The sequence below is a fragment of the Microcoleus sp. AT3-D2 genome, assembly GCF_036705715.1.
In the GTDB taxonomy this organism is placed as follows: Bacteria; Cyanobacteriota; Cyanobacteriia; order Cyanobacteriales; family Microcoleaceae; genus Microcoleus.
This window is the reverse complement of sequence record NZ_JAUBVE010000005.1, coordinates 14,747-41,045: the sequence shown is the minus strand read 5'-3', so window position 1 is coordinate 41,045 and position 26,299 is coordinate 14,747. Positions and strand designations below refer to the sequence as shown.

Sequence of the window (26,299 nt, the reverse complement as noted above, 5' to 3'; positions counted from 1 at the left end):
AGTTCCAACCATTTGACAAAAAGAATGCAACTGTAGGCAAGTTCCCAGCCAGACGGTCATCAATCATTTCCAGTTTTTTAATCTAAAATCTAAAATCTAAAATCTAAAATCTAAAATCTAAAATGGTATAATCCATAAAACTTGATATTAATTATGAGCGATCGCACCCCGCAGGTGAGTGTAGTAATTCCGGCTTACAACTGCGCTGCTTACGTCGGCCAAGCCGTAGATAGCGTTCTGCACCAAACCTATGCTAACTGGGAAATTATTGTCGTAGACGACGGCTCCCGAGACGATACCAAGTTAGTTTTAGAGAAATATGGCGATCGAATTCGCTACATTTACCAACAAAATCAAGGAGTTTCGATTGCCAGAAATCACGGCATCGAGCTAGCCCGAGGAGAATTTATCGCTTTTCTTGATGCTGACGACTACTTTTTACCAGACAAATTAGCAGCACAAATGGCTGTATTTGCAGCGCGACCAAATCTAGGAATAGTTCACAGTGGCTGGCGTCTAGTTAATAGTATAGGCGAACCGCTAAAAGATGTCAAACTCTGGCAAAATGTCCCTAAATTAGACTTAGAAATGTGGCTGCGGTGGAAACCAGTCTTACCCAGCGCGATGGTATTTCGCCGTCAGTGGTTAGAGCGCGCCGGCGGATTTGATCCTCGATTTCCCCCGGCGGAAGATACAGATTTAGTGCTGCGTTTAGCCTTAATGGGATGCGAAGCAGAGTGGTTGCAACAAGTAACTGTTTGCTACCGCCAGCACGAACAAAGCGCCATGTACAAAGGTTTACCGCAGGCTAAATCCCTCGCCGCAGTGATGGACAATTTTTTTGCCCGCCCCGAGTTGCCGGATAAAATACGTTTGTTGGAAAGACAAATTAAGTACAGTACCTTAGTTTGGATTGCTTGGTATTTGTACCGCACCGGTCATTCTGTTGAGATGGTAGAGTTTTTGCAGCGTTCTTGGAATTATACGCCTTATTTGCCTGTGGAAACAGTAATTAATTGGGCGGAAGCTTTCGCTGAGTTTTCGCAGGATGCGGGAAATGAATTCGATGCAGATTTATTAGCTCAATCTCCCGAGTGGCAGCGGTTAATGCAGTGGATGATTCTCGGTACACCAGCTTGATTGAAAGCTTTTCCATTGCACTGATATCGTTTACGGTTGCCGGTTGCATAGGAATTATTTAACCGCAGAGAGCGCAGAGGACACAGAGGAAGAGAAGAGAGGCTTTTCGCATTTCTGGCTATGTAAAACCTGCATAAACTTTAGGCTTCAGTTTGAGTTTCTGCTTCAGTAAAAATTGGCGGCCACAGTTCAGCAATTGGCAATTCCCAGCCAGGAAAAAGTTCGGGGACAGTCAAAATATCTTCATTTCCCAACACAATTGGTTCACATTCCTGACGATAAACTGTAACAGTTTCTTCGTCCGGGTCAATCAAAATTCCCACTTGCGCTCCGAGTTCTAGGAAATTCTTAATCTTTTTTTCTAGCGGTTTAATGCGATCGCTCTGTGATTTAATTTCTACTACCAAGTCTGGGACTAATTCTCCGAAATAACGGGGACTTTGCCTGAGACGTGCGGCTCGGACAAAAGAAACATCAGGTGCTGTAAGGTTAGCATCAGGTAAAATAAAGCCGCCTGCGGAGTCAAAAACTCGACCCAAACGGCGGGGATTCACCCAAACGAAGAGAAAGGCACTCAAGCGAATGCCAATTTCACTAGATACAATGTCTGACGGGCCCACAATGATAATTCTCCCGCTTTCTAGTTCAACTTGGTAGTCTTGACCGGCTTCTTTGAAGGTTTTTTGGACTTTTTCTAAGTCTTTGAGTGTCATCATATTGATTATTCCTTGGCAGAAAAGGAGTTGCCGCAGCTACAGCTTTGGGCGGCATTGGGATTGTGAAATCGGAAACCTCCCCCCATCAAGTCTTCTGAATAATCCAAGGTGATCTCATTGAGATATTTTAAGTGCTGGGGGTCGATCGCAACTTCAATTCCCTCCGACTCGCATAGAGCGTCTTCTGGGGCTGGCGCATCGTCAAATGCCATTGTATAAGACAAACCGGAGCAGCCACTCGATTCCACGCCCAGACGAAATAAAGCATTGGGGTTCGGACGCTTCGACTTGAGGCGCGTTACTTCTGTTGCTGCTGTTTTGCTCAGATGAATCATTATGAGTAATTGGTAATTGGTAATTGGTAAGTAATGTTGAGTTTTGAAAATATAGAGTGTGCCTAGCCGTGTACCTTACCCGTAGAATGTAGGGTGCGCCGCCGCGCACCTTACTGCTATATCTTTAGCAACTTGAGTTACTTAGCCTTTTCATTACGAGCATAATCGTCTTGAAAGCGGATAATATCATCTTCTCCGAGATATTCGCCATTTTGCACCTCAATTAAAACCAGGGGGATAACTCCCGGATTTTCCAGGCGGTGAGAAGTGCACTGAGGAACGTAAGTAGACTGATTTGTAAACAGAACTTGTTCAGTTTCGCCACAAGTAACTTTTGCAGTACCAGAAACCACAATCCAGTGTTCGCTGCGGTGGTGGTGCATTTGCAGGCTGAGGCGGTGTCCAGACTTAACTTCGATCCGCTTAATTTTATATCCTGGGCCTTCTTCTAGAGTCGTAAATGAACCCCAAGGCCGCAATTCCGTAGCGGCTATTGCGTTGGGTGCTGCAGGTGCGTGCAGGGTAGATACTTGAGAAATTTCTTGAATCTGAACCATGATTTTCACTCCTTGAGGATTGCTTGCTGAATCCTTCGGTAAACGACGTTGTTTTTTGAGATTAACTAATCTATAGTTAAAACCGAAGCCCACCTGCGGGGACTGGTTAGCCGACTGTAGAGTTTTGCAAGAGTTGTGCTCAGCCCGATCGACTTGCCTTAACAACCATAGCAAAACCAACATAGCTGTTGTCACCTGTTATTCGCTCGATCGCCCCAATCTACATCAAATCTTCATAGAAAGGGCGCTGGTTCTTGAATATTCATTAAATGTGAATCCTAATCTAGCTCTTGAGACTGCTGCTGCCAAACTTCTAGCATCTATTGATACAAATGCAGCCATTGACCCAGGCTATCGCTGGCGGTTGCTAGGAGTTGTGAATTTGTTTAATTTCTCATTCACGGATCTCGGTGAGCGTATTTCTTAAAGCTATGCACTGACAATCATAACTTGTCCTCTAGTTGCCATAGTTAAAATAGCTAAAACTTTTGGAGCTAAAGGCTTCAAATCTGCCAAGCGATTGGATGGTGCTTGCAGAACAATTACCGCAATATCGAACTGTGGCAAATTCTGTTGAAACGACAAGTTGCGATCGACTGTGAGCAAAAGATCAAACTCTGCTTATGCAAGGGCAAGAAGTTGACCATTTTTTACACCTGCCCATCCCATTTGTGGAACCGTTTTCATCTCATGGTCAACAAATTCTCTGGCCAATTTGCGATCGATGCACTCATCCAAAAGAAGCTTCATTCGTTAGGCGACCATGCCAACAAGCTGTTTTTCTGCCTCTTCCAGCAAGGCGATGACTTGCTCTTTAGTCACAGTTGGGAATCCATCTAAAAAATCATCAATAGATTCTCCTGCTTTCAGATAGTCCAGAAGTGTTTGTACCGGAACCCTAGTAAAAGCAAAGACTGGAGTGCCACCCATAATTTCAGGAGATACGCTAATAATTAGAGATTTTTTCTGCATAAATATTTAGACCTTCCGGTTTCATAGTTAACTCATCACCTTTAACTATTTTTTCACGCTCGCTCGATCGCATCAGCTTTGATTTTTTCGTGCATCTGCCCAATGCAGTAAATCTATATATAATACATCATACTAGATCGATCGGCTTCCCGCCTTCTACTCTAGATCAACATCTTTTCGCCACTTTGACAGGAGCATCAAAATGAACAGCAACGGACTGCCACAAAAGCAAGGTCTGTACGATCCGCAGTTCGAGCACGACGCTTGCGGAGTCGGATTCATCGTACACATCAAGGGTAACAAATCCCACGAAATTGTCGAGCAGGCACTGACAATCCTATTGAACCTCGACCACCGGGGCGCGTGCGGCTGCGAACCCAACACCGGAGACGGGGCGGGGATTTTGATGCAGGTACCCCACAAGTTTCTCAAGAAAGTAACGGCGGCCCTAAACATCGAACTTCCCGAAGCCGGCGAGTACGGCGTTGGCGCGATTTACTCGTCGCCAAATCAAACTGAACGCGAAAACGGCAAACGCATTTTTGAGGAAATCGCGGCAGAAGAAGGCCAGGAAGTGCTGGGCTGGCGCGATGTGCCCACGAACAACTCGTCCCTCGGCGACACCGCCAAATCTAGCGAACCCTTCATGCAGCAAGTGTTCCTCCGGCGCGCCGCAGGTATCGATGAGGCGGCTTTCGAGCGGAAACTGTACGTCATCCGCAAACGGGCTCACAATGCCATCCGCAGGACTAACACAGACCCCTACTGGTATAATTCCACACTCTCCTGCCGGACGATCGTCTACAAGGGTATGTTAATGCCGGTGCAAGTCGGTGATTACTATCCCGATTTGCACGACCCCGACATGGAAAGCGCTCTAGCCCTGGTTCACTCGCGCTTCAGCACGAATACTTTTCCGAGCTGGGAACGATCGCACCCTTACCGCTACATCGCTCACAACGGCGAAATTAACACGATGCGCGGCAACATTAACTGGATGCACGCGCGGCAATCGCTGTTCAAGTCGGAACTATTCGGCGATGACTTAAAGAAAATCCCCAATTTAATCAATATCGAAGGCAGCGACTCGACGATTTTTGACAATGCTTTGGAATTGCTGAATTTGGCCGGGCGTTCTTTGCCGCACGCTGTAATGATGATGATTCCCGAACCTTGGACGGCCCACGAGTCCATGAGTGACGAGAAAAAAGCTTTCTACGAATACCATTCTTGCTTGATGGAACCTTGGGACGGCCCAGCTTCGATCGCATTTACCGATGGTACATCGATCGGGGCCGTGCTCGATCGCAACGGTTTGCGCCCTTCCCGCTACTGCGTTACCAAAGACGACTTGGTAATTATGGCATCGGAAGCCGGAGTTTTGCCCATCGCCCCAGAACGAATTGTATCAAAAGGCCGCTTGCAACCGGGGCGAATGTTCCTGGTAAATACCGAGGAAGGCCGCATCGTCTCTGACGAGGAAATTAAGACCAAAATCGCCACAGAACACCCGTACCGCCAGTGGATCGACCAGCACATGGTCGAAATCGCCAAACTGAAAGATGCGCCGGCCTTGCCAGAATCCCACCCCGAAACATTGATCCAGCGCCAGATGGCCTTTGGCTACACCTTTGAAGAACTGCGGTTGCTGTTAGCGCCGATGGCGAAAGATGGCGTGGAAGCTGTCGGCGCGATGGGTGCGGATACGCCGCTGGCGGTGCTTTCCAATCGACCAAAACTGCTTTACGAATACTTCCAGCAGTTGTTTGCTCAAGTTACCAATCCGCCGATTGATTCTATCCGCGAAGAAATTGTAACTTCTGCCGAAACTACGATCGGCGCTGAACGCAATTTGCTCAAACCAGAACCGGAAAGCTGTCATTTGATAGAACTGAAAACGCCAATTCTCAGCAATGAAGAATTAGCTAAGCTCAAACACGTAAATGAGGGCAATTTCCGGTCGATTACACTGCCGATTTTGTTTGACCCCAAAAGCGGCGTAAAAGGTCTTGAACAAGCCTTAGAAGAGGTTTTCGCGGCAGCAGACAGCGCGATCGCCTCCGGGGTGAATATCGTCATTTTGAGCGATCGGGGCATCAGTCCCGACCAAGCCCCAATTCCGGCGCTGCTGGCAGTTGCAGGCCTGCACCACCACTTGATCCGTAAAGGTACGCGCACGCGGGCGGGACTCGTGCTCGAATCCGGCGAACCGAGGGAAGTGCATCACTTTGCGACACTTATTGGATATGGTTGCGGCGCGATTAATCCGTATTTGGCCTTTGAGACGATCGCCGATTCGATCCGCGAAGGATTGCTGCTAAATGTCGAGTACAAAACAGCTTGCAAAAACTACGTCAAAGCCGCAACTAAAGGTGTGACGAAAGTTGCCTCGAAAATTGGGATTTCCACAATTCAAAGTTATCGCGGCGCGCAGATTTTTGAGGCGATAGGCTTAAACAAATCCGTAGTCGATAAATACTTTGCTTGGACAGCCTCCCGGATTGAAGGCGTAGACCTCGAAGTCATCGCCCAAGAAGCTATTTTACGCCATACCCACGCATTCCCCGATCGCCCATCCAGCGGACATACTCTCGATGTCGGCGGCGAATATCAGTGGCGGAAAGAAGGCGAGGCGCATTTGTTTAGCCCGCAGACAATTCACGCGCTGCAAAAGTCGGTGCGCGAGGGCAGTTATACGCTTTTCAAACAGTATTCTGGGCTGGTTAATGAACAAAACCAGCAGCATTTTACCTTGCGCGGTTTGTTGCAATTCAAACAGCGGGAATCGATACCCATTGAGGAAGTTGAACCGATCGAATCTATTCTCAAACGCTTTAAAACTGGGGCGATGAGTTATGGTTCGATTTCTAAAGAAGCCCACGAATCTTTAGCTGTGGCGATGAACCGCATTGGTGGCAAATCGAACACCGGTGAAGGTGGCGAAGATCCCGATCGCTACACTTGGACGAACGATCGCGGCGACTCGAAAAACAGCGCGATCAAACAAGTTGCTTCCGGGCGTTTCGGCGTTACCAGCTTGTACCTTTCACAAGCGCGGGAACTGCAAATCAAGATGGCGCAAGGCGCGAAACCCGGTGAAGGCGGACAGTTGCCTGGTAAAAAAGTATACCCGTGGATTGCCAAGGTGCGGAACTCGACTCCGGGTGTGGGTTTGATTTCGCCTCCTCCTCACCACGACATTTATTCGATCGAAGATTTGGCCGAATTGATTCACGACTTGAAAAATTCCAACCGAGAAGCGCGGATTAGCGTCAAACTCGTGTCGGAAGTGGGAGTCGGGACGATCGCGGCGGGTGTTGCAAAAGCCCACGCCGATGTCGTGTTGATTTCCGGCTATGACGGCGGTACCGGCGCTTCGCCCCAGACTTCGATCAAACACGCGGGATTACCTTGGGAATTGGGACTGGCGGAAACTCACCAGACTTTGGTACTGAACAATCTCCGCAGCCGGATTGTCGTGGAAACTGACGGTCAAATGAAAACCGGTCGCGATGTAGTAATTGCTGCACTGCTTGGCGCTGAGGAATTCGGTTTTGCGACCGCGCCGCTGGTGACATTGGGCTGCATCATGATGCGCGTTTGCCACCTGAACACTTGCCCCGTGGGCGTGGCGACGCAAGACCCGCTGCTGCGGAAAAACTTTACCGGCGACCCCGAGCACACGGTAAACTTTATGACTTTCATCGCGCAGGAAGTCCGGGAAATTATGGCGCAGTTGGGCTTCCGCACGCTGAATGAAATGGTTGGCCGCACTGATGTTTTAGAACCTCAGCAAGCGGTGGAACACTGGAAGGCTAAGGGTTTGGATTTCTCGAAAATCCTTTATCAGCCGGAGGTTGGGGCGGATGTCGGGCGCTATTGTCAGATGGCGCAGGATCACGGTTTGGAAAAGTCTCTCGACATGACTGTGTTGTTGGATTTGTGCAAAGGTGCGATCGAAAACGGTGAAAAAGTCCACGCCAAACTGCCGATTACCAATGTCAACCGCGTTGTCGGCACAATTCTCGGCAACGAAATCACCAAACGCAACTGGGAAGGTTTGCCGGATGACACGGTGCACCTGCACTTCCAAGGCAGCGCTGGGCAAAGCTTTGGCGCATTCGTGCCCAAGGGTGTCACCCTGGAGCTCGAAGGCGAAGCTAACGACTATTTGGGCAAAGGGCTCAGCGGCGGCAAAATCATCCTGTATCCGTCGCAGGCTTCTACCTTTGTCGCGGAAGAAAACGTGATTGTCGGTAACGTTGTGCTTTACGGCGCGACAGCCGGCGAGGTTTTCATCCGAGGGATGGCGGGCGAACGTTTTGGGGTGCGTAACTCCGGCGTGAATGCGGTAGTTGAAGGTGTGGGCGATCACGGTTGCGAGTACATGACTGGCGGCAAAGTTGTAGTTTTGGGCGAAACCGGGCGCAATTTTGCAGCGGGTATGAGTGGCGGTGTTGCTTACATTTTGGATGAGGCGGGGGATTTTGCTACTCGCTGCAATATGTCGATGGTGGATTTGGAAAAACTGGAGGATGTTGAGGAAATTAGCGATTTGCGGCAGTTAATTCAGACTCACTTTGATTTGACTGGAAGTGCGAAGGCATCGAAGGTTCTGGCTGCGTGGGATGATATGGTGCCGGTTTTTGTGAAGGTGATGCCGAGGGATTATAAGCGGGTGTTGCAGGCTATTGAAAGGGCGATCGCATCGGGTTTAAGCGGTGATGATGCGCTGACGGCTGCGTTTGAAGAAAACGCTCGCGATGTCGCTCGGATTGGCGGCAGCTAGTATTAGTATGGGTGCGTTACGGCTACGGCCTAACGCACCCTACAAAACTATAATTAACTCAAGCATGGGTTTCTCGAAGCGGGCGCGAAGCAAATTCATACGGATCAAGTCAAATAATCTCATATTCAAAATATCTTGGGCGCTGACCATGAGTGATTTTCAATCTTTAAATTATGACAACCAATTTCTTAATCTAGCTTCCGAAAGCGGAGCTGATTACACTCAATTACGCAATTTTTTAGCAGAGGGCAAGTTTAAAGAAGCTGATTGCGAAACTAAACAAATTATACTTTGGGTAGCGTGCTGTGAAAAATTAGGCTATTTAGGGCATTCAGATTGGGTAAACTTTCCTTGTACAGACCTCCAAACAATTAACCAACTTTGGGTAAAATACTCAAATGAGCGTTTCGGATTTTCAGTACAAAGGTCTATTTGGCAACAAGCGGGCAAAGATTATGACAAATTCTGCGAATACGTTAAATGGGATTTATTTAATAGTAGAATGACCTATGAACTCCGCGCTCCCCTTGGTCATCTTCCCCATACTTTTGTATATTGGTTAGGACATAGAAGTGTCATCGTCCCTGGTGGAAATAGCTGGGGATTGGGATTGCATTGGTTAGATTCCAAACTATCTGCTTGTCATCTATAAAATAATTATCGTAAATACAGAAGTAGATAAAATTGTGCAATGGATCAACTAATCGAATATCCCAAACTAATCAAGCGTATTTTGACCGAGTATATAGAATTGTGCAATAATCGCCCTTCTCAATAAGACATCGAGACATCGAGACATTCTTGATTGCAGACGAGGAAAACGGTCATTACATCTGGATAAATCTTGGCTGGCAAAAGGGCGATCGCATTACCGGTATCACTGTTTACGTTCGGATTCGCGATCGCAAATTCGGGATCGAGGAAGACTGGACAGAAGATGGGATTGCAACGGATTTGGTGCGTGCAGGGGTTCCCAAGGAAGATATTGTGTTGGCATTTCACGAGCCGGGAATGCGACAGTACACAGATTTTGCAGTAGCTTCCTAGTAATTTATCAAACTTTGAATTGCTGTTGACCCACCCGTTTGATATAATGTTGTTACTAGATTGTAGAATAGCAATCAAAAAAAAGGGATAATTATGACCGTCGAACAAGCCATTTTGGAAAATGTGAAGGTCTTATCGCCAGACCAACAACAAGAAGTCTTAGCTTTCATCAAATTCTTGCAGTCCCATAAATGGGAAAATATCTATAAAGGACGCTTCAAAGAACTGCAAAAAAAAATTCGTCAAAACACTGAGATCGATCCCGATGATGACCCCACTGAAACAGTCCTCGAAGGGATTCAGCAAGGCTTTCATGAAGCAATTACCGGACAAACTCTCCCCTTGTCCCAACTGTGGAATTGATAGAGAATTAGGGAAATCAACAAGCAAAATGATTCAATCCATACCGGAAATATCCATCAAACCTGGATACCGTCCCCAGTCGAATGATAAAACTCCTGAAGCTGATGCAATTGATTTTTACCTACTGCGACAACTCACCAATTCCCAACGGTGGCAAATGGGGGCAAAATTAAATCGTTGGGCAAAAACTGTTAGCTTGCGCGGGATGAAAAAAGCTTGTCCCTCAACCTACAAAGAGCGATTTGCTCGATCGATATTAGGTAGCAAGTGGTTGCCAAATTTAACCCCCACCAGTGAGCCCTCTATGTGGACGCAAGACCCCAGCGAAATTGCTAGACTGTTGCACCCAATTTTTGAAACATTAGGTGTCTCTTATTATATTACAGGAGGCGTTGCCGCTTCTGTCTATGGCGACCCGAGAACAACACGGGATTTAGATTTAGTAATTGAATTAATCCGGGACAATATTTTTCAATTAGTTGAAGCACTAGAAACGGCTGGTTTTTACTGCCCTCCGGGTTCGGTAAAAGATATTCAAGAGGGTAGAGGGATGGTGTTGAGCGTCACTCACATGACTTTAGTATTGAACGCTGATATTGTGCTGAATTCTAATACTGAATTCGATCGCTCAAAAATGGCAAGACGACGATTAGAAGCGCTTGACGAAGCTGGTGTAGAACAATTTTGGGTTGCTTCTCCTGAAGATATTGTGTTGGCAAAACTGCTCTGGCGGCAACAGTCTCAGTCTCAAAAACAATGGAATGATGTCTTGGGAATTCTGAAAGTCCAATCTGAGAATTTGGATCGGGGTTACTTAACAGAGTGGGCCCAACAATTGGGGTTGATTGATGATTTGAACCTAGCTTTTACTGAATCAGGGATTTGAGGCGATCGCAATTCGCGTAGTGCGATGGGAAAAAAGGTCGATCGATAGTATAGAAAATAGTGCAATGAATAAACTAACTGAATATCCCAAAGTAAGAGAGCATATTTTAACCGAGTATCTATAATTGTACCGCCATCCTCAACCAGACATCGAAACATTCTTAATTACCGACGAACAAAACGGTCATTACATCTGGATGAATCTTGGCTGGGAAAAGGGCGATCGTATTACCGGTATTACCGTTTACGTTCGGATTCGCGATGGTAAATTCTGGATCGAGGAAGACTGGACAGAAGATGGGATTGCAAGGGATTTGGTGCGTGCAGGGGTTCCCAAGGAAGATATTGTGTTGGCATTTCACGAGCCTGGGATGCGGCGGTACACAGATTTTGCAGTAGTTTCTTAGCACTTAATCGATATGACTACAGCAGCTTTAATAACAAAACAGTACATTGAAAAACAGGAAAGTTGCTACCGAATTGTGGGGAAGCGAGTTTCTCTGGATTCAATTACTTATGCTTTCCTTAATTAAACAAGGGAAAGTAACTCATCCCTTTGCTGAGCTAAATTACTTTGAATTCACTCCAAAGTTTGCAAGGCTTCCAAAATAGACAGTTTTCAGATATATATCCACACTTCTCATAGAAACCCATTGCGGTTTCATGTGCGACTGTAACGACCGTAATATCATCTTCCCCACCAACCATCTCTCGGATGCGAACCAATAATTCACTTCCTATTCCTTGTTTTGCATAAGACCTGTCCACACCCAGGTCTGTGACAAAAAGGAAATAAACAAAATCCGTAATACCAAAGGCTACCCCGATTAGCTTCCCTTCATCATTCCTAGCGGTAACAGCGACTGAGCGAGTAGTCAACAGCTTCCTTACCCTTTCTTCAAAACGCTCTTTGGGATACTGACTACCAAGATCGCTCCTTTTTAAGAAGTCGTAATATTCCTCAAAAGACAAGTTTTCGTTATCTCGGTAGTCAATCATCTTACTTACTCAAATTTTTTCTTAAATTACTGCATATTTTATTGGGTGTCAAGAAAAAGTCACAAGATTCTGAGGATTTCCCTGTATCTACCACGCTATCTGGAAGTTATTTGCGATCGCCCACAAGTGCAGACATACCTACAGTCATTATATTGTCCGAAGGCGATCGCCCCTAAAATATTTACAAAACTAAATCTGGTATGCGATCTATATCTAGCTCTTAGAATAGATAAACCTGAGCGTTAAAATTGCAAATGTATGACAGCGTTCTTACAAACTATGCAATGGAATATCTAATTTTTAGAGAAGCCGATCGAGAGGACATACAGGCGATCGTCAATATTTACAATTCTCATGCGCGCGGTCAAAATACGTCGATCGAGCGCGGCTTTTTGCTAACACAAATTACTGAAGATGAGATTGTCCAAAGCTTAAATAATTCATGCAGATATTTTGTGGCAGCTAAAACCGATGGGGGAACTCTGGGATTTGTGGCTATATCACAACCCAAAATATCTGATGAAATGTTGAATAAAATCATCTGGAAAGATGAGGGTTTTAAGAAAATAGTCACAAGCGATCGGCATTTTTATCTCGAAAGAGTAGCAACCAAGTTAAATTGGATGGGTCGAGGTGTTGCTCGATTTATGTATAAAGAAATTTATCAATTTTTTCCAAATTCATTTATTTCGCTGTTTATTGTTACCCAGCCAATAGCTAATACTCGTTCCCTAATGTTTCACCAAAAACAGGAATTTGAACAAATAGGAACTTTGCAAGTTGACCGATTTCTCGATATAGAAAATTATGAATGTATTGTGATGTTTAAAGAAACTTGAATTTATCATGAGTGAGTCTCCAAGCAGAAGCCGACCTCAATTCAGCCTAACAGGAGTTACCAGAAGCGACGGAACTGTTACCTCCGCGAATTGCAATCTCAAATAAGCTCGATCTAACTCCTCTGGCGGCTACGATACTTCGCCTCCCCGCAGTTAAAATATTTTCCCCAAACAAAAAGCGCCCCTATTTCTAGGAGCGCTTTTTGTCAATCAAAGACTAAAACTTAGCCATTGATAGAAGGAGCAACCAAAGCTACAGGAGTTGTCTCACCAGCAGCCAAGTCAAGCGGGAAGTTGTGAGCATTGCGCTCGTGCATTACTTCCATACCCAAGTTAGCGCGGTTAATGACATCAGCCCAAGTATTGATGACACGACCTTGAGAGTCGATAATCGATTGGTTGAAGTTGAAACCGTTCAAGTTGAAAGCCATCGTGGAGATACCCAAAGCGGTAAACCAGATGCCGACAACTGGCCATGCACCTAACAAGAAGTGCAAAGAACGGCTGTTGTTGAAGGAAGCGTATTGGAAAATCAAACGACCGAAGTAGCCGTGGGCTGCAACGATGTTGTAGGTTTCTTCTTCTTGACCGAATTTGTAACCGTAGTTTTGCGATTCGGTTTCGGTTGTTTCACGAACCAAAGAGGAAGTAACGAGAGAACCGTGCATGGCGGAGAACAAGGAACCACCGAAGACACCAGCAACTCCCAACATGTGGAACGGGTGCATCAGGATGTTGTGCTCTGCTTGGAACACGATCATGAAGTTGAATGTACCGGAGATACCCAAGGGCATACCGTCAGAGAACGAACCTTGTCCAATTGGGTAGATCAAGAATACTGCGGTGGCTGCTGCAACTGGTGCAGAGTAAGCTACGCAGATCCAAGGACGCATACCTAAGCGGTAGGACAGTTCCCATTCACGACCCATGTAGCAGAAAACGCCAATGAGGAAGTGGAAAATTACCAATTGGTAAGGGCCGCCGTTGTACAACCACTCGTCTAAGGAAGCTGCTTCCCAGATTGGGTAGAAGTGAAGACCAATTGCATTGGATGAAGGAACAACAGCACCTGTGATGATGTTGTTACCGTACATCAAGGAACCTGCTACTGGTTCGCGGATGCCGTCGATGTCCACTGGTGGGGCTGCGATGAAGGCGATGATGTAGCAAATGGTGGCGCTGAGCAAGGTAGGAATCATCAAGACGCCGAACCAACCGATGTAAATCCGGTTGTCGGTTGATGTTACCCACTCACAAAAGCGTTCCCAGACGTTGGCACTTTCGCGCTGCTGTAAGGTTGTTGTCATTTGTTTATGATTGCTTTATTTGGTTGTCAATGTTCGGATGATGTTTCTATTATTAACGGTATTGTTAACGTTTGTAAAGGGGTTGAGCGACAGTTAAACTGATGAGTGTGATTAGGAAAGCTGATGTAAAGAGAGAGAGGGGCGTAGCTTGCGGGGCCCGACGCCATCGCTAGGGGTTTTGTTAAGAAAGTTGAGGGTTTTGCTTTCTGTGGGTCAGCTCGTGATACCTTTCTAAAACCTGAAAGCGGGAAAGTCCGGTGCAATTCCGGCGCTGTGCCGCAACTGTAAAAGTCAGAATGCCGATTTCGGGGGCGCTTTGTGGGCGTTTACTTTTGGATTCCCTGCGGAGCACGGGGAGGAGATTATTTGTTACCTTTGACTAATTGGCCGACTTGTCCGGGTTTATTTTACGGTTCGATCGCCCGAGACGGAGTTTTATCGAGAATGCGGATTCCGGGGGGAATTTTAAACGCGCAGCAGTGTTGGACGATCGCCGATGTGGCTGATCAATACAGTACCGGCTGTTTGCAAGTGACAAATCGGGCAAATTTGCAAATCCGAGAAGTGAACTCGGAAATTGCCCCGGAAGTCTGGAACCGCTTGCAGGAATTGGGGATAGCGTCTCGCCGCGTTGAAGTTGACCCGATTCGCAATATTATGGCAAGCCCGACAGCAGGGATCGATCGCCAGCAGTTACTGGATACTCGCCCGCTAGTCAAAGCTTGGGATGATTACCTGCAAACGCATCCCGAATTGTCGGAACTTTCGCCTAAGTTCAGTATTGGCTTCGACGGCGGGGAATCGGTTTCGATCCAGGCTTTACGCAACGATATTTTATTAGCTGCTGAAGGGCGTTCAACCCAATCAGAAATCCTTTTTCGCCTGTATTTAAACGGCGATACAGGAATTTTAATCGAAGAATCGCAATGTATTTCAGTATTAGCCGCCCTCGCTAGCACCTATCTTGAATACACCAAAAATCGACCTCGAATTGATGGCAAAAAACCGCGTTTGCGTCACCTGCTGGCAGATTGGGGCGCTGAAAGTTATCTAGAAAGGGTACAGCAGAATTTACCATTTTTATTGCAATTCACATCTTGCACCTTTCCCAAGAACAGGCAAGATGCCTGTTCCACAAAGAGTGAATTTCCTTGTGGGGTGGGCATCTTGCCCGCCCGTTTGATCGACTCATCTGAAAAATCCCTCCCCAATCACCGACATCTCGGCATTCATCCTCAGCGACAGTCCGGTTTCTCCTACATGGGAATTGCAGTGCCTCTCGGTAGGCTAGAATCAAAGCAACTGCGGAATTTGGCAAACTTAGCCCAAAATCTAGCCAGCGGTACCCTGAGACTGACGCCCTGGCAAAATCTGTTGATTTCTGATATCCCCAACTCCCAGCTTTTTGAGGTAAAACAGCAAATCGCCGATATGGGATTGCACTCGTCGGTGAGTCGCCTAGATTCGTGCTTGGTGGCTTGTGCCGGCAGCAGCGGCTGTGCCTCGGCGGCGACAGATACTCAAAGTCACGCCCTAAAAATGGTGAGGGATTTAGCGCAAAAATTGACGATAGACCAACCGATTAACATTCATTTCAGCGGTTGCCAAAAGTCCTGCGCCCAGCACCGGCCAATTGATATCACGCTGGTGGGAATTCAGATTGAGCGAGGACACGAGACGATCGAAGGTTACGACATTTATGCGGGTAGAAAAGATTCGCCCTTCGGACGACCAATTTTTCAGGCGGTGAGTGCGATCAAGATGCCCGGTGCGATCGAGCGAATGTTGCGGGTGTATCAGCGGTTTCGAGAGCCTGTGGAGTCATTTGGTGAGTTTGTCGATCGGCTGCCGATCGACAAAGTGCAGGAGTTGTTGAACACCGGAAATAAAAATTTTAAGTAAAAAAATATCCGATTCAAACTGACAATTTTTAATCACTTCTCTTTCTATCTCTCTTGATATTCCTTCCTGCGCTTCCTTTCCATCTTCGCGGTTCATTCAAAAAATCTATTTCACAAATCCCACAAACTTCCCATAGCAGTTTTAAACAATGATTGACTACATTCGAGACGGAACAGAAATCTACACCAAATCCTTCGCCACAATTCGAGCCGAAGCAGATTTGTCAAGCTTGCCGCCCGATTTAGAATCGGTAGCCGTGCGGCTAATTCACAGTTGTGGCATGACCGATATTGTTACAGATTTAGCAGCTTCGCCCGGTGCAGCCACCGCGGGACACAACGCCCTCGTCGCAGGTGCGCCGATTCTGTGCGATGCCCGGATGGTGGCCGAAGGCATCACTCGCAAACGCCTTCCGGCTGACAATGCGGTGATTTGCACCCTCTGGCATTCCGAAATCCCGGAGTTGGCGCGGCAAATCGGAAATACTCGATCGGCCGCGGCCCTGGATTTATGGCTGGACAACTTGCAGGGTGCGGTTGTGGCGATCGGCAATGCCCCGACTGCTTTGTTCCGACTGCTGGAAATGCTGGATGCCGGAGCACCCAAACCGGCTTTAATTCTGGGTTTCCCGGTAGGATTTGTCGGGGCCGCCGAATCCAAAGCCGAACTGGCCGCCAACAGTCGGGGAGTGCCATTTATTACGTTGCACGGGCGGCGCGGCGGCAGTGCAATGGCAACGGCGGCCGTGAATGCGTTAGCGAAAAAGGATGAATTATGACTAAGGCTACTGGTAAATTGTACGGTTTGGGTATTGGCCCTGGCGATCCAGAGTTGATTACTTTGAAAGCTTATCGGATTTTGCAATCGGTGCCGGTGATTGCCTATCCGGCGATGGAAAATGGTAAGGTGCTGGCGCGGGCGATCGTTGCTGATTATCTGCGCCCGGAGCAAATTGAGATTCCGATGCCGTTGCCTTTTAGTCCGACGCGATCGTCTCAACCTTATTATGATATTGCTGCCGAGAAAATTGCCGCACATCTGAGCCAGGGACAGGATGTGGCGGTGCTATGTGAGGGCGAACCTTTTCTCTACGGCTCGTTTATGTATCTATTCAACCGTTTGTCGGCGAGATTTACCACTGAAGTTGTGCCGGGAATTTCTTCGACAATGGCGAGTGCGGCTGCGTTGGGAGTGCCACTGACTTATCGTAACGATGTGTTAAGTATTATGCCTGCGACGCTGGATGCTGAGGTTTTGCGCGATCGACTGGCGGTTGTTGATGCTGCTGTGATTATTAAGCTGGGCCGGCATTTTGCGAAAGTCCGGGACGTGCTGATTGAGTTGGGACAGTTCGATCGAGCTTTGTATATAGAACGGGCAACTATGCCAAATCAGCGCATTCGGGCGATCGCAGATGTCGATCCCGCTGAAGTTCCCTATTGGGCTCTCATTATGATACCTAGCCAGCAGAAGTCTGTATCTTAATATTTCCATGCCTGAAGGCGACGCGCTTCCAGGCTTTACCTACTTTTTTGTGCATTCTTACCTCTTTATCCAGTTTTCTTCATATTGATAATTTAATCTTATATCTTTAATCAGTTAATCTGTTGTTAAAATACTTTACAAACCTTAGAATATGCTTTATGTTTATTTACATGGCGGAACACAAAGCCGTCACGAACATTGAAAACCAAATAAAGCAATCATAAACAAATGACAACAACCTTACAGCAGCGCGAAAGCGCCAACGTCTGGGAACGCTTCTGCGAGTGGGTCACAAGCACAGACAACCGGATTTACATCGGTTGGTTCGGCGTCTTGATGATTCCTACCTTGCTCAGCGCCACCATTTGCTACATCATCGCCTTCATCGCTGCTCCTCCAGTGGACATCGATGGTATCCGCGAACCAGTAGCAGGTTCCTTGATGTACGGTAACAACATCATCACAGGTGCTGTTGTTCCTTCATCCAACGCCATTGGTCTTCACTTCTACCCAATCTGGGAAGCAGCTTCCTTAGACGAGTGGTTGTACAACGGCGGCCCTTACCAATTGGTAATTTTCCACTTCCTGATCGGTGTATTTTGCTACATGGGTCGTGAATGGGAATTGTCCTACCGCTTAGGTATGCGTCCTTGGATATGCGTAGCTTACTCTGCACCAGTTGCAGCAGCAACCGCAGTATTCTTGATCTACCCAATTGGACAAGGTTCGTTCTCTGACGGTATGCCCTTGGGTATCTCCGGCACATTCAACTTCATGATCGTGTTCCAAGCCGAGCACAACATCCTGATGCACCCCTTCCACATGTTGGGAGTTGCTGGTGTCTTCGGTGGTAGCTTGTTCTCCGCCATGCACGGTTCCTTGGTAACATCTTCCTTGGTTCGTGAAACAACCGAAACCGAATCACAAAACTACGGTTACAAATTCGGTCAAGAAGAAGAAACCTACAACATCGTTGCAGCCCACGGCTACTTCGGTCGTTTGATTTTCCAATACGCTTCCTTCAACAACAGCCGTTCCTTGCACTTCTTGTTAGGTGCATGGCCAGTAGTAGGCATCTGGTTTACCGCTTTGGGTATCTCCACGATGGCTTTCAACTTGAACGGTTTCAACTTCAACCAATCGATTATCGACTCTCAAGGTCGTGTCATCAATACTTGGGCTGATGTCATCAACCGCGCTAACTTGGGTATGGAAGTAATGCACGAGCGCAATGCTCACAACTTCCCTCTCGACTTGGCTGCTGGTGAAACCACTCCCGTAGCTTTGGTTGCTCCTTCTATCAACGGTTAATTTTTAACTTGAGATTAACAAAAAGCGCTCCTAGAAATAGGGGCGCTTTTTGTTTGGGGAAAATATTTTTAGAGACCTGTTTCTGTTAACAAACTAAGTCATATCAAGTCCGCTTGAGTAGTTGTCATCCTGAGTTCTGAAGGAACTGAAGAATCTCGCCCTTTCGGCAACGCGCTTACTTCGTTGCGCTTGACTCATGAAAAGTAACCGTTTTGAGTCAAGCGCTCACCCGGACGTGATATGAGAAACGGCTCATCAAAAACAGAATAGGCAGAACTTCCCAGCAGTTAAAGTGTTGCGGGGTTCTAACGCGCGATCGCATTTTAGGTTGAATTAAGTTGATTTATTTAATAGCCGATCGCCAAATCTAAAATTTATCTAAAAATTAAAAGGTGAAAAATTAATTTTTCACCTTTTAACTCTCGATTTTGGATTAGCCGTTACCGAACAAACTTCTTGAAGGCCAGTGTGACGTTGTGGCCGCCAAATCCAAAGGAATTCGACAGCGCCACATCAACTTTTAGATCGCGACTTGTATGAGGAACATAGTCCAAATCGCACTCAGGATCGGGATTTTCTAGATTAATTGTCGGCGGGATTTTGTCATTGGCGATCGCCATTACCGTCGCCACCGCTTCAATTCCCCCAGAACCGCCCAAAAGATGACCGGTCATTGACTTGGTAGAACTAATTGCTACTTTGTAAGCGTGGTCTCCCAAAGTTTGCTTAATCGCTTTTGTTTCAGTAGAATCGTTGGGAAGCGTGCTCGTGCCGTGAGCATTGATATAGCTCACTTGATCCGGCGTCAAACCCGCATCCTTGAGCGCTAAAGCCATTGCCCGCGACGCACCGTTCCCCCCCGGTACCGGAGAAGTCATGTGATAGGCATCGCAAGTTAAACCGTAGCCAACGATTTCTGCGTAAATCCTCGCGCCACGCGCCAGAGCGTGTTCCATTTCTTCTAGCATCAGAATGCCAGCACCTTCGCCGACGACAAAACCATCACGATCGCGATCGAACGGACGAGAAGCATGAGTCGGGTCATCGTTGCGAGTCGAAAGCGCCCTCGCCGCAGCAAAACCCGCCACGCACAAAGGTGTCACCGCAGCTTCCGTACCGCCGCAAATCATGGCTTGCGCGTAACCCCCCTGAACTAGGCGAAACGCATCGCCTACGGCATTCGACCCGGCAGCGCATGCCGTCACCGTGCAAGAGTTTGGCCCTTTAGCGCCCGTGTGAATCGCCGTCAGGCCCGCGGCCATATTCGCAATCATCATGGGAATCATAAACGGGCTGCACCGATCGGGGCCGCGAGTCAGATATATCTCTTGCTGATCTTCTAAAACCTTCAGGCCACCAATGCCAGTGCCAAGAATGACACCCACCTGTTCTGCGTTCAGGTCGTTAATCTCAAACTTCGCATCAGCAAGAGCTTGTTTGCTCGCTGACACCCCAAATTGAGCAAAGCGATCCATCCGCTTTGCTTCCTTGCGCTCTAAATAGTCGTGTGGGTCGAAACCCTTCACCTCTGCGGCAAAGCGGCAGTCGTGCCGCGACGGGTCGAATAAGGTGATCGGGCCTATACCATTCTTCCCGGCAAGCAACCCGTCCCAATATTCGGACAAGGTATTGCCGATCGGTGTAATCGCGCCGAGACCCGTGATAACAACGCGCTTACGCTCTAAATTTGTCATGATTTCAGTTTCAAAAAATTAAACACCCAGAACGCAGAACAAAAGAGGAGTTTCCAGTTTTCTAACTTCTCTCCTCTTAGGGGAAAAGACAGGTATTTTATGCTTTTGGAGCTGCAAGTTTGCTGCTGATGAAATCTACAGAAGCTTGAACCGTAGTAATTCCTTCGGCTGCTTCGTCAGGAATTTCAATATCAAACTCTTCTTCCAAGGCCATGACCAGCTCTACAGTATCTAAGGAATCTGCTCCTAAATCGTTAGCAAAGTTGGCTTCGGGCTTGACTTCGCTCTTATCGACTTCCAGTTGCTCTGCCACAATTTTCTGGACTCTAGCAAAAATGTCGTCTTGGCTCATAACATCGTGTCCTCATTGGTTGCTGCGTATCTAATCTTATCCGAAAGGGGGATCTGCTGGAGAAAGGCTGGCCGCTTTTCTAAGTGACACGGGTCAGCGACAATTGGGACACGGACGATCGCAGTAACTCTACGACTAAGGCAAAAAAACGCACATAGCTCCAAATCAATCATCTCATTTAGCCACCTGATAACGTTGAGGAACCGGGTTTTTGGTCGATGGTGCGTCAGTCATCAACTCAAAATGCTTGAGAAAAGCTGACAATTGGCTTCTAGCTATGCGGTGATACGTTAATTATAAAGAGGGAAAACTAAGCAGGAAACCTCCCGACTTTGACCGCTCAAGTTTCTTTTCCCGAACCTTGTGTCCCCAGCAGCAACAATTATGCCATCCCCAAATCTCAAATATGCTTACTTTCCCGGTTGCGTTGCCCAAGGGGCCGCCCGCGAACTTTACCTGTCTACCCAAGCCCTGACTCAAGCGTTGGGCATCGAACTGGTGGAACTCAAAAAAGCTTCTTGCTGCGGTTCTGGCACTTTCAAGGAAGATTCGCAGTTGCTCGAAGATACTGTCAACGCTCGCAATATTGCTTTGGCTGAGGAACTGAATCTGCCTTTGCTGACGCATTGCAGCACTTGTCAAGGGGTCATCGGTCATGTGGACGATCGCCTCAAGGATTGCCAAAAAACCGATCCCAACTACGTAGATAAAGTTAACAGTTTACTCAAAAAGCAAGGTTGTTCGCCTTATCAAGGCAGTACCGAGGTAAAACATCTGTTGTGGGCGATCGTTGCAGATTACGGTTTGGAGGAAGTTCAAAAGCGAGTCACTCACAAGCTTTCGGGTTTGAAGTGCGCGGCTTTTTACGGCTGTTATTTGCTGCGAGCTCAGGATAAGCTGCTTTACGATGACCCGCACCAACCGGAATCGATGGAAAATGTATTTCGGGCGATCGGGGCAACTCCGGTTTATTATCGAGGGCGGACGCAGTGCTGCGGCTGGCCGTTGGCTAGTTATGCCACTAACCAATCTTTTCAGATGGCAGGCAAACATATTCAAGATGCTCTTGACAATGAGGCTGATTGTATGGTAACACCTTGTCCTCTTTGTCATTTAAATTTGGATTCGCGACAGCCGGAGGTGGAAAAAGTAATCGGGCGCAAGTTGGGTTTGCCCGTGTTGCATTTGTCGCAATTGGTGGCTTTGGCTTTGGGTGTGGAGCCGAAAAAACTAGGACTCGATCGACATATTGTTTCAACTAAGCCCGTGTTAGAAAAATTAGGCTTTTAATTGATCTATTTGCACAAATTTGTAGTAAAGATGTCCGTCCTTGATAACTCCGCTCTAACCACAGACGTGCTCAGTAGGAACCTACTTTGATAAGACTCGCAGCGTGAATAACTGTGAAGTTTTGTCGCTTTTTCGCGAAGTGCTTCCAGGCACTGCGGTAGACTAACCTTTAATTCTCTGTGCAGGCTATAGCGGTGGCACCTCGCCGTCAAATCTGTTAATTCGCAGAGGCAGCAAATTTTTAGTGACTCGTTGGGAGCCTTTATTCAATGTCTCATTCAGTCAAAATTTACGATACTTGCATCGGCTGCACTCAATGCGTCCGCGCTTGTCCGACTGACGTTTTGGAGATGGTGCCCTGGGATGGCTGCAAAGCAGCTCAGATTGCCTCATCTCCCCGCACTGAAGACTGTGTAGGCTGCAAGCGTTGCGAAACTGCTTGCCCTACCGATTTTCTCAGCATCCGGGTTTACCTGGGAGCAGAAACCACTCGCAGTATGGGTCTAGCTTACTAAAAATCGATCGACACGCCGATCGAATTACGGGCAAAAAAGAGGGGGCGATTAAATTGCCCCCTCTTTTTTTGTCGCGGAATCTGCATTCAAGACCCGAAGAAGGTAAAAATGATAAAACTTGAGTTTTATTGCGATCGCTAAGCAGGAGTAGTACGTTAAATGTGCGGAATCGTTGGCTATATCGGCACGCAAGCAGCAAGCGAGATTTTGCTAGCAGGATTGGAGAAACTAGAATACCGGGGCTACGATTCAGCGGGCCTCGCTACCATCTCCGAAGGAGAAATTACCTGCATCCGAGCAAAGGGCAAATTGCACAGCCTCCGGGAAAAGCTAGCAGAGATAGACTCTCTGGCCCCCATCGGCATCGGACACACCCGCTGGGCAACTCACGGCAAGCCAGAGGAATATAACGCTCACCCTCACCTGGATAATAGCGGGCGAATTGCGGTAGTTCAAAATGGAATTGTCGAAAATTATCGCGAGTTGCGGGAAGAATTGAAAGCAAAGGGACATAAATTTGTCTCTGATACCGATACAGAAGTTATTCCTCATTTAATAGCTGAGTTTTTGCAAGAAGCAAAAAGGGAGAAGCAAGAAGAAAAAGATAAAAAAACAGAGAAAATTGCTGATTTATCGTTTTTGGAAACTGTTTTAAAGGCGGTAAATAAATTAGAAGGGGCTTTTGCGATCGCCGTTATCTGTGCAGATTTTCCAGACGAAATAATTGTCGCCAGACAGCAAGCTCCTTTGGTGATTGGCTTTGGTGCAGGCGAATTTTTCTGCGCTTCCGACACGCCGGCCTTAGTATCTCACACCCGCACTGTTTTGTCCTTGGAAAATGGCGAATTGGCAAGGCTAACTCCGATGGGAGTGGAAGTTTACAGCTTTGCAGGGGAAAGGCTGAAAAAAAGCCCGCGCATCCTTGGTTGGAGTCCGGTTTTAGTCGAAAAACAAGGCTTCAAACACTTCATGCACAAGGAGATTTACGAACAGCCAGCCGTAGTCCGAGCTTGTTTGGAGGCTTATTTAGACAGCGATTGGCAGCCGGGAAATCCGCGTTCTCCCATCAATCTCAACTTGCCCAAGGAACTTTGCGCCGATGTCGAACAAATTTCGATTCTAGCCTGCGGAACGAGCTGGCACGCCTCGCTAATTGGCAAATATTTGTTGGAACAATTAGCTAATATTCCCACTGCCGTGCAGTACGCTTCGGAGTACCGCTACGCACCGCCACCGCTGACAGCAAATACTTTAACTATTGGGGTAACTCAGTCGGGAGAAACGGCGGACACGCTGGCTGCGTTGGGAATGGAACAGCAGCGCCGCGCGGGTCTTACGGATAAATTCCGGGCAAGAATGTTAGGCATTACTAACCGAACTGAAAGTTCGATCGCCCACATGATGCCACACGTAATCAACACCCACGCTGGTATAGAAATCGGCGTTGCTGCCACTAAAACTTTTGTCACTCAGTTGATGGCATTCTATTTCTTAGCTTTGGATTTGGCGCACCAGCGGCAAACAATCAGCACTGAGAGATTGGCAGAAATTATTGCTGGTTTGCGCCAGTTGCCGGCAGAAATTGAGAAGTTTTTGGAGATTCAAGAACAGTATGTGGAGGAATTGTCCCACCAGTTTACAGAAACCCAAGATTTTATCTTTTTGGGGCGGGGAATTAACTTTCCCATTGCTTTGGAAGGGGCGCTGAAACTGAAGGAAATTAGCTACATTCACGCCGAAGGATATCCCGCCGGAGAGATGAAACACGGCCCGATCGCCCTTTTGGATGCGAAAGTGCCTGTAGTGGCGATCGCCATGCCCGGAAGCGTCTACGAAAAAGTGCTTTCCAACGCTCAGGAAGCGAAGGCCCGCGACGCCCGTTTAATTGGTGTTACGCCGAAGCAAGGTGTGGCGGAAGCAGATATTTTTGACCACATTTTGCCGGTGCCTTTGGTGGATGAATTGTTGTCGCCGATTGTGACAGTGATTCCGCTGCAATTGTTGGCTTATCACATTGCAGCCCGTCGGGGTTTGGATGTGGATCAGCCACGAAATTTGGCGAAGTCGGTGACGGTAGAATAAAAGAATTCAGTTGACTGTTGACTGTTGACTGTTGACTGTTGACTGTTGGCAGTTGACTGTTGACTGTTGACTGTTGACTGTTGACTGTTGACTGTTGACTGTTAACAGTTGTTATAGCGGTTTGATCGCGTGGTGAGGTATGCCCGATGCCCGATGCCCCATGCCCGATGCCCCATGCCCGATGCCCGATGCCCGATGCCCGATGCCCGATGCCCTATTCCCTCTGGCTGACTCCGCAAATTGCGGCTAACAGCAACCAGCTTGTAGTATTGACTCGAAAATCAAACAGCGTCACATCTACAGTGTTAAAAAGCGTACAGGCGGCAAAGGCTAATAAATAACTGAAAAAAATTAGGCGATCGGCCGCTCTTACCTCTTGACAAACTACCTGATTTTTGCTATGAATTATAGATTTTTGATTTAACACTAAAGGATTTTCCGCTACTTTCTGTGTGGCTATTTCCTCGTGTTTGATATCCGCAGGAAAAAGCGGCCAATTCGCCAGCAGTAAAACACCTCTAGCCAAAACCCAGCCAACTAAACCAAACAACAAAACCGTTGCCGGTATCCCTGTTTCCGCAGTCAACATCAGCATCAAACTGTGAGGATGACCCAGCCATTCTTGCATCTGAGCTTGATAGAGAGGCGTAAAATTTCGCAATCCCCAACCAGTCCAAGGACGCTGCTGAGTCATCGACCACGCAAATTCCCACTGAGTTTTTCTCAAAGTAGCTGTCGGTCGATTTGGGAACATCTCGTCCGTGAGTCTAGCCCAAAAGAAAGCCGGAACAATTCTTCGTAAAGATTGCTGCAGTGGTTCCGGGCCAAAGGCAGACAAAAAAACTGTGCTAGCCACACTCAAAACCGCAGCTAATAATTTTTTATAACCCGCATAAAATGCAAAAGCCAAAACTGTTAAAACTGCCAGTCCCCAAGCATTGCGAGAATTAGTAAAAATCAAAGCCACAGCATTTCCGATCACTGCACAACTTAAAAATAGGAATTGGGCATTGGGCATTGGGCATTGGGCATTGGGCATTGGTAAGTGGTGACGACTGACAACTGCCAACTGACAACTGCCAACTGACAACTGACAACTGACTTCTTCCATCCACAGTCCCATTGCTAAAATAAAAGCAATTGTCACATAGCAAGCTAAAATATTAGCGTACATAAATACAGAAGCCATACGGCCGGGGGGATTGCCTTTGGGTTCGAGTACCCAGCCAAAAACAGGCTGCAATTGATCGATGCCGCTCCAACCTAAAAATTGCTGTCCCAGACCTAAAATTATCACTGGAATTGAACTAATTACAATCATCCAAGACAATTGTCGCAATTGAGGCAGAGTTTTAATTAAACTGCTGAAAGTGGCAAACAATATAAAGAACGGCAAGAAATTGTACAACCCGACAAAAGCCTCAATGCGGTTGTTGGCAAAAACGGCTGTGATGACTAGCAGCGCGCTCAGAATTGCGAATCCTCGATTCAACGGGCGCCGAATAATTTGACTGAACTTTTGCTTGCAAGTGCCGGCCAATCCCAGGAATAAACCTAAAGCTCCCAAAATCGGAATTAAGGGAAAAATCAGCATCCCCACTTGGGCGAAATTCCAAGGGATTTGCAGGCGGGGATCTGGATGTTTTTGGAGGCGAGACTTGAGATTTTTGGCTGTCTGTTTCGCAGCTAATTTCAACCGTTTTTTGATATTCACCCACA

25 protein-coding genes and 1 riboswitch are annotated in these 26,299 nt (G+C 47.2%); of the genes, 15 read left to right on the top strand and 10 right to left on the bottom strand.

Going from position 1 to position 26,299, the window contains the following annotated elements; all coding sequences use genetic code 11:
* Nucleotides 1–153 precede the first annotated feature (153 nt).
* On the top strand, nt 154–1,140 hold the full coding sequence (locus QUB44_RS03675; RefSeq protein ID WP_333363250.1) for a glycosyltransferase: 987 nt from the start codon (nt 154–156) through the stop codon (nt 1,138–1,140).
* A 140-nt stretch (nt 1,141–1,280) separates the two neighbouring features.
* On the opposite strand, the gene QUB44_RS03670 is transcribed toward QUB44_RS03675, so the two are convergent.
* The 5 genes from QUB44_RS03670 to QUB44_RS03650 all read right to left on the bottom strand — a co-directional run bounded on the left by QUB44_RS03670 (nt 1,281) and on the right by QUB44_RS03650 (nt 3,720).
* Nucleotides 1,281–1,853: a Uma2 family endonuclease gene (locus tag QUB44_RS03670; protein WP_333363495.1), complete on the bottom strand. Its 573-nt coding sequence runs from the start codon at nt 1,851–1,853 to the stop codon at nt 1,281–1,283.
* An 8-nt stretch (nt 1,854–1,861) separates the two neighbouring features.
* Nucleotides 1,862–2,191, bottom strand: coding sequence for an iron-sulfur cluster assembly accessory protein (locus tag QUB44_RS03665; RefSeq protein ID WP_333363248.1), 330 nt, complete (start codon nt 2,189–2,191; stop codon nt 1,862–1,864).
* A 137-nt stretch (nt 2,192–2,328) separates the two neighbouring features.
* Entirely contained in the window at nt 2,329–2,748 is a 420-nt protein-coding gene (locus QUB44_RS03660; RefSeq protein WP_333075032.1) for a cupin domain-containing protein, read from the bottom strand.
* Nucleotides 2,749–3,177: 429 nt separating this feature from the next.
* On the bottom strand, nt 3,178–3,354 hold the full coding sequence (locus QUB44_RS03655; protein WP_333363245.1) for a hypothetical protein: 177 nt from the start codon (nt 3,352–3,354) through the stop codon (nt 3,178–3,180).
* 147 nt (nt 3,355–3,501) lie between these two features.
* A complete protein-coding gene (locus tag QUB44_RS03650; protein WP_333166575.1) occupies nt 3,502–3,720 on the bottom strand; it encodes a DUF433 domain-containing protein in 219 nt (72 codons plus the stop codon).
* A 202-nt stretch (nt 3,721–3,922) separates the two neighbouring features.
* Here QUB44_RS03650 and gltB point away from each other — a divergent pair, with 202 nt between their 5' ends.
* The 6 genes from gltB (at nt 3,923) to QUB44_RS03620 (ending at nt 11,211) form a co-directional block, all read left to right on the top strand.
* Nucleotides 3,923–8,509, top strand: coding sequence for a glutamate synthase large subunit (gltB, locus tag QUB44_RS03645; protein WP_333363242.1), 4,587 nt, complete (start codon nt 3,923–3,925; stop codon nt 8,507–8,509).
* A 148-nt stretch (nt 8,510–8,657) separates the two neighbouring features.
* Nucleotides 8,658–9,161 carry a GUN4 domain-containing protein gene (locus QUB44_RS03640; RefSeq protein ID WP_333363239.1) on the top strand — a complete coding sequence of 168 codons (504 nt, stop codon included), beginning with the start codon at nt 8,658–8,660 and terminating at the stop codon, nt 9,159–9,161.
* Nucleotides 9,162–9,310: 149 nt separating this feature from the next.
* On the top strand, nt 9,311–9,556 hold the full coding sequence (locus QUB44_RS03635) for a XisI protein (protein ID WP_333363236.1): 246 nt from the start codon (nt 9,311–9,313) through the stop codon (nt 9,554–9,556).
* Nucleotides 9,557–9,649: 93 nt separating this feature from the next.
* Nucleotides 9,650–9,919, top strand: a complete 270-nt coding sequence (locus QUB44_RS03630) for a hypothetical protein (protein WP_333363234.1) — start codon at nt 9,650–9,652, stop codon at nt 9,917–9,919.
* Between the two features lie 28 nt (nt 9,920–9,947).
* The gene (locus tag QUB44_RS03625) at nt 9,948–10,805 is read left to right on the top strand and encodes a hypothetical protein (RefSeq protein ID WP_333363231.1); all 858 of its coding nucleotides are present in this window, start codon (nt 9,948–9,950) and stop codon (nt 10,803–10,805) included.
* 124 nt (nt 10,806–10,929) lie between these two features.
* Nucleotides 10,930–11,211: a XisI protein gene (locus QUB44_RS03620; RefSeq protein ID WP_333363228.1), complete on the top strand. Its 282-nt coding sequence runs from the start codon at nt 10,930–10,932 to the stop codon at nt 11,209–11,211.
* Between the two features lie 157 nt (nt 11,212–11,368).
* On the opposite strand, the gene QUB44_RS03615 is transcribed toward QUB44_RS03620, so the two are convergent.
* A complete protein-coding gene (locus QUB44_RS03615) occupies nt 11,369–11,803 on the bottom strand; it encodes a GNAT family N-acetyltransferase (protein ID WP_333168755.1) in 435 nt (144 codons plus the stop codon).
* 254 nt (nt 11,804–12,057) lie between these two features.
* On the opposite strand from QUB44_RS03615, the gene QUB44_RS03610 reads away from it, so the two are divergent.
* Nucleotides 12,058–12,642, top strand: coding sequence for a GNAT family N-acetyltransferase (locus QUB44_RS03610; protein WP_333363225.1), 585 nt, complete (start codon nt 12,058–12,060; stop codon nt 12,640–12,642).
* A gap of 224 nt (nt 12,643–12,866) precedes the next feature.
* Here the strand turns inward: QUB44_RS03610 and psbA (QUB44_RS03605) are convergent, their stop codons facing one another.
* Nucleotides 12,867–13,949 carry a photosystem II q(b) protein gene (gene psbA / locus QUB44_RS03605; protein ID WP_333363123.1) on the bottom strand — a complete coding sequence of 361 codons (1,083 nt, stop codon included), beginning with the start codon at nt 13,947–13,949 and terminating at the stop codon, nt 12,867–12,869.
* A 230-nt stretch (nt 13,950–14,179) separates the two neighbouring features.
* Nucleotides 14,180–14,259: riboswitch (adenosylcobalamin-variant (AdoCbl-variant) riboswitch) on the top strand.
* An 8-nt stretch (nt 14,260–14,267) separates the two neighbouring features.
* Here psbA (QUB44_RS03605) and cobG point away from each other — a divergent pair.
* From cobG to psbA (QUB44_RS03585), 4 genes are all read left to right on the top strand, one after another.
* Nucleotides 14,268–15,851: a precorrin-3B synthase gene (cobG, locus tag QUB44_RS03600; RefSeq protein WP_333363222.1), complete on the top strand. Its 1,584-nt coding sequence runs from the start codon at nt 14,268–14,270 to the stop codon at nt 15,849–15,851.
* Nucleotides 15,852–15,999: 148 nt separating this feature from the next.
* On the top strand, nt 16,000–16,629 hold the full coding sequence (locus QUB44_RS03595; protein WP_333363219.1) for a precorrin-8X methylmutase: 630 nt from the start codon (nt 16,000–16,002) through the stop codon (nt 16,627–16,629).
* Nucleotides 16,626–17,336 carry a precorrin-2 C(20)-methyltransferase gene (locus QUB44_RS03590; RefSeq protein ID WP_333363216.1) on the top strand — a complete coding sequence of 237 codons (711 nt, stop codon included), beginning with the start codon at nt 16,626–16,628 and terminating at the stop codon, nt 17,334–17,336. Before QUB44_RS03595 ends, QUB44_RS03590 begins: the two co-directional genes overlap by 4 nt.
* A gap of 228 nt (nt 17,337–17,564) precedes the next feature.
* Entirely contained in the window at nt 17,565–18,647 is a 1,083-nt protein-coding gene (psbA, locus tag QUB44_RS03585; protein ID WP_333363123.1) for a photosystem II q(b) protein, read from the top strand.
* Between the two features lie 440 nt (nt 18,648–19,087).
* Here the strand turns inward: psbA (QUB44_RS03585) and fabF are convergent, their stop codons facing one another.
* Together fabF and acpP are read right to left on the bottom strand one after the other, a co-directional pair.
* Nucleotides 19,088–20,341 carry a beta-ketoacyl-ACP synthase II gene (gene fabF / locus QUB44_RS03580; protein ID WP_333363213.1) on the bottom strand — a complete coding sequence of 418 codons (1,254 nt, stop codon included), beginning with the start codon at nt 20,339–20,341 and terminating at the stop codon, nt 19,088–19,090.
* Nucleotides 20,342–20,438: 97 nt separating this feature from the next.
* Nucleotides 20,439–20,693, bottom strand: a complete 255-nt coding sequence (gene acpP / locus QUB44_RS03575) for an acyl carrier protein (RefSeq protein WP_006633716.1) — start codon at nt 20,691–20,693, stop codon at nt 20,439–20,441.
* Between the two features lie 384 nt (nt 20,694–21,077).
* Here acpP and QUB44_RS03570 point away from each other — a divergent pair, with 384 nt between their 5' ends.
* From QUB44_RS03570 to glmS, 3 genes are all read left to right on the top strand, one after another.
* A complete protein-coding gene (locus QUB44_RS03570; protein ID WP_333363210.1) occupies nt 21,078–21,983 on the top strand; it encodes a CoB--CoM heterodisulfide reductase iron-sulfur subunit B family protein in 906 nt (301 codons plus the stop codon).
* 269 nt (nt 21,984–22,252) lie between these two features.
* Complete coding sequence (gene psaC, locus QUB44_RS03565; RefSeq protein WP_015175986.1) at nt 22,253–22,498, top strand: photosystem I iron-sulfur center protein PsaC; 246 nt, start codon at nt 22,253–22,255, stop codon at nt 22,496–22,498.
* A gap of 159 nt (nt 22,499–22,657) precedes the next feature.
* Nucleotides 22,658–24,580: a glutamine--fructose-6-phosphate transaminase (isomerizing) gene (gene glmS / locus QUB44_RS03560; RefSeq protein ID WP_333363207.1), complete on the top strand. Its 1,923-nt coding sequence runs from the start codon at nt 22,658–22,660 to the stop codon at nt 24,578–24,580.
* A gap of 214 nt (nt 24,581–24,794) precedes the next feature.
* Here glmS and QUB44_RS03555 read toward each other — a convergent pair whose 3' ends face one another.
* Nucleotides 24,795–26,294, bottom strand: a complete 1,500-nt coding sequence (locus QUB44_RS03555) for an O-antigen ligase family protein (protein WP_333363204.1) — start codon at nt 26,292–26,294, stop codon at nt 24,795–24,797.
* Nucleotides 26,295–26,299: the final 5 nt, after the last annotated feature.